This is a genomic window from Aquabacterium sp. (genome assembly GCF_004297345.1).
In the GTDB taxonomy this organism is placed as follows: domain Bacteria; phylum Pseudomonadota; class Gammaproteobacteria; order Burkholderiales; family Burkholderiaceae_C; genus Aquabacterium.
In genome coordinates this window covers 1-3,803 of record NZ_SCTN01000415.1, presented here as the reverse complement: position 1 = coordinate 3,803, position 3,803 = coordinate 1, and the positions used below count along the sequence as shown (strand labels likewise).

5 protein-coding genes are annotated in these 3,803 nt (G+C 61.3%); all 5 read right to left on the bottom strand.

Annotated elements, in window-relative coordinates; all coding sequences use genetic code 11:
- The coding region (locus tag EPO09_RS16075; protein WP_290644401.1) for a thiol:disulfide interchange protein DsbA/DsbL at positions 1-596 on the bottom strand (596 nt) is incomplete at its 3' end.
- Between the two features lie 23 nt (positions 597-619).
- A complete protein-coding gene (locus EPO09_RS16070) occupies positions 620-1,258 on the bottom strand; it encodes a GDSL-type esterase/lipase family protein (RefSeq protein WP_290644399.1) in 639 nt (212 codons plus the stop codon).
- 141 nt (positions 1,259-1,399) lie between these two features.
- On the bottom strand, positions 1,400-2,329 hold the full coding sequence (locus tag EPO09_RS16065; protein WP_290644397.1) for a hypothetical protein: 930 nt from the start codon (positions 2,327-2,329) through the stop codon (positions 1,400-1,402).
- Positions 2,329-2,757, bottom strand: coding sequence for a hypothetical protein (locus tag EPO09_RS16060; protein WP_290644395.1), 429 nt, complete (start codon positions 2,755-2,757; stop codon positions 2,329-2,331). The genes EPO09_RS16065 and EPO09_RS16060 overlap by 1 nt, the downstream gene beginning before the upstream one ends.
- Before the next feature lie 94 nt (positions 2,758-2,851).
- Positions 2,852-3,803 (bottom strand): glycosyltransferase family 2 protein (locus EPO09_RS16055; RefSeq protein WP_290644393.1); only part of this gene is annotated, 952 nt, incomplete at its 5' end.

The following is a 3,803-nucleotide window of genomic DNA, read 5'->3' as shown; positions in this document are numbered from 1 at the left end:
CGGTCTTTGCTCTTGGCTGTGGAGGGCGAAACCAGGTATCGACCGTTCACGATCACCATGGGCGTGCCATCGATCCGATGCAGGTCAGCTCGCAATTTGCCCGATTCAACGGCGTTCCTGACCGCATCTGATTCATAAAGCGCCAGGAACTGTGCACGAGGCGTATTGCAGCAGGCGAAGGCGATATCGGCAAAGAAGCTGGCGCTGCGCTCATGCTTGGGGTTCTGGTGCAGTGCTTCGTACACGGCAGCATGGAACCCTGGATTGATGTGGGCCATTTCGCCTGCGTAGTAAGCCTGGGCCATGCTGCGGAAGTCGGCTCGCCACAAGACAGGGGTCTGGATGACCGTCACACGGGCTTTGTTCTTTTCTACCCAGGCTTGCAGCTGATCGTGGTGAAAGTTGTAGCAATGTGGGCAGGTGTAGAAGAAGAACACCTCGATATGAGGGCCGCCGATTGGCACGGATGATCGGGCCGTGGACAGGTCGATGTAGCCGTCGCCTTCTACGTCCAGCGCGCGGGTCGTTGATTTGGTGGCGCATGCGCCAAGCAACAGGATGGTCAGGCAGAGCAAGGCTTTGCGCAACGATGACATGCGGCGTTCTCCCTTCGATTTCTTTATGGCTGGGTGTGTTTTCTCAACGCGACTATCCACACTCGGTAGCCCTCGGGGCTGAGGTGGATGCCATCTGGCAGGAAGTACGCCGGGCGGATGAGGCCAGACGCGTCAGCCAGCAGTGGCCAGGTGTCGACATAGGTGCACTGTGGCCTCTGGGCGCACAGCCGTTTGATCTCTGCGTTGGCCTGCGCCACGCCAGACAGGTCTGCCTGCGCAGGTGCGACGGGCATCACGGCATTCCAGATCAGGGGCACATGCGCGGGCAGTGCCTGATCGATCCGCGCCAGGCGTTGGGCCACGCCACGCTCGCCACGCTGCAGAAAATCATTGATGCCGATGGTGAGCACGATGGCCTTGGCTCGGGGCAGAGAGGGGTAGTTGCGCAGCGAGTCGTGCAACTGGCTGGTACTTTGCCCTCCGATGCCGTAATTGACGCTGTTGGGGGCCACGGCCACATTGGCCAGGCCTTGGGTGATGCTGTCGCCCAGGAATACGACGGTGCCATCTGGCAGGGATGTATCTACGCTGTGTTGGTAGATCAGCATCGACTCATAGAAAGGTGTGTTGGCAGATATCAGTCCCAGCTTGATGCGCACGGACAGGGGCAGGCCATACCGGGCCAGCATGATGGCCATCATGGCGTGCAGGATGACGAGGTAGGAAATCAGGAGCCATTTTCCCCAAGGGATATGGCGGACGGGCTTCGAATGCTGGGGACTCATCGGCGTGAGTTGTGCTGTGAGGTTGGCCCTGGGGTGGGGCGATATGGCGTTGGGCGCTCAGAGATAAGGCGCGATCTCGAAGCGGCTCTTGCCCAAGGCCAGCCATTGGCGCGCATCCAGCCGGTTGTCTGCTGCGCGGCGGGCGTAGTCCTCGGCCACTTCCTTTTGATGCTTGGGTGTGAACATGCCGCCAAAGTGCGATGCGAACAGGTGAGCAAAGCACTCTGCTGCGTACGCTTCCCGGCGATGCAGGTTCTCGATTTCTTCTGCGTTGAACAACCAGGCGAGGATAGGGTGATCTTCTTGAGGTGGGGTGACGAAGCGGCCACCTTCTACTTGACCGTCTGTGCCGGCTTGCAGCTCGATGCGCCCGCCCTGATCCTCGCTTGCGCCTTCTGCCTTGACCTTCAAGGGCAGCAACCGACGCAAGGTGAGGTAGGCCGCCAGCACGCCCAGGCGCGCCTGCCAGTCTTCAAAAGACGTGGCGTCTTTCATGGCGCTTTGGGCTGCACCATCTATGGCGAACCGAGCACCCGTGTAGATCTCGCGCAGGATGTCTCTGTCACTGTGTTTGAAGAGGTATTCCAGCACGGTGCGGGGGAAGTCTGCCACGCGCAGTACTGCCGAGTCTTGGGCATTGGCTCGGTCTGCCTTCATGACCTGTTGTGCCGCAGCCCATTGGGCCTCGCTCATGGACAGCTGGATCACGAACCCGAGTATGCGCAGGCCGCCTTCGCGTCCGTTGGCTCTCAGCCCAGCGGCCAGCGACTGGCCAACAAACAGGGCGCCGGCCGCGTTCCAGCCATGCAGCAGACCTTGGCCGATGAGGCCCTGTGCCTGGGTCATGTAGGCGTCGATGGCCGGGCCCCAGGCTTGCGCGTCGGGCGCCTGGCGCAAGGCCATGAACAGGCTTTTGAAGGCGGCGGTCAAGTCATCGGGCTGGGGGTGATCTTCCAGCTGGATGTAGTTCAGCAGGTCGAAGGGCATCAGGTGCCTCCCGCTTGCAGTTTGAGCATGAGCTCTGCGGCCGTCTGTTCTGCCACGGCTTTGGGGTAGCCGCGCGTACCCAGTGCGGTGGCAACAGCGGCCTGGTACACGGCGCGCTGGGCGGCGTTCATGGCGCCGAGATGAGGCAGATAGGGGGCCATCAGGGCCAGCCCGTCGAGCAGGGCCTGGCGGTCGCCGCTTTCTTCGGAGCGCTTGAACAGGCGCTTGATGCCGTTGACGGTGGCTTCAGCGGCAGATTCGCCCAGTTTTTCGAAGAAGGCCTCAGCGAAGGCTTTCAGCGCAAACGAGAGGCCCGCAATGATCAAGCCTTCCGCAAGGAGGTTGCGGTGCTGCGAGTCGGCCTGCAGGTACTCTGCCGTGGGGCTGAAGCCCTCGTAGAGGGAAATGTAGAGATCGTCGGTGTCCATACGCCTGTCCTCCTTGGCTGTATGGGCGCAAGGTTAACAGGCGAACGGCGCTCAGGACGAGCGCACCGGGGCTTGAAACAGGGGATGGGCGGCTTCAGGCCGCTTCGTCCTTGATGCCGCGTGTGGCGCGGATCTCGCCGCACAGGCTGGCTGCGAACTGGTCGAACTTCATCAGGATGTTGATGCGAGACAGGTCGGCAAACAGGATCTGGTCGTCGGGATTGCCGACGCGTGGGGCGGTTTCGTCAATGGCGGTATGGTCGCAGTCTTGCGACAGATCCCCGGCGTAGAGAAAGGCCATGGACAGCATTTCAGAGTGGGGCAGCCGGTAGTTGGCGGCGCGGATCTTCTCGGCCATGTGATCCCAGTGGGCGGTCTGGGTCTTGCCGCGGCCAACCTTGATGGACAGCCGGCGTGCGCCAATCAGGGATTTGGCTGTGATCTGGTCTACCGAGCGCACGGGGACATGCTGCAGCACGGGTGTGATCACGGGGCCTTGCAGCCATTGGTTGTTGACCGAGATGAAGTGGCTGCCCTCGGCAATGATGCAGGTCTTGCCTGGCTCATTGGGGATGACAACCTTGTAGAACTGCTCGGGCTCTTTGGCGCGTTTGCGGAACACGTCATAAAGCGGTGCCTTGCTGCCGTAGTAGTCGCCGCCGGCTGGCACGTAGGTCACCCAGGCCATCAGGCCGCAGCCGTCCTTGGGCACTTGCTCATCGAGGGCCTGGCGGAAATCCTGGCCATTGGGCGTGTAGATGAACTCGTCGGCGTCCAGCGGCACGATGTAGTCGTAGTCGTTGGTGGCAGCGACCTGGCGGCACAGCGTGGTCAGCATGATCGCCTGCTGGAAGTCAGACGATTCATGCTTGTAGATGGTGAGCGGGAAGCCCTGAGCCTTGAGTCGCAGCAGGATTTCCTGCGTGCCATCCTTGCTGTCGTGGTCGATCACATAGATGTGATCCACGCTGCGGCTGTTGATGCGGACGAAGAGTTCGATGATGTCGCACTCGTCCTTGATCATCGTGATGGCGGCGACCTTGGTG

Coding starts and splice junctions, on each gene's coding strand:
- EPO09_RS16060 (WP_290644395.1), bottom strand. CDS start 2,757: ATGGACACCGACGATCTCTACATTTCCCTCTACGAGGGCTTCAGCCCC.
- EPO09_RS16070 (WP_290644399.1), bottom strand. CDS start 1,258: ATGATGGCCATCATGCTGGCCCGGTATGGCCTGCCCCTGTCCGTGCGC.
- EPO09_RS16065 (WP_290644397.1), bottom strand. CDS start 2,329: ATGCCCTTCGACCTGCTGAACTACATCCAGCTGGAAGATCACCCCCAG.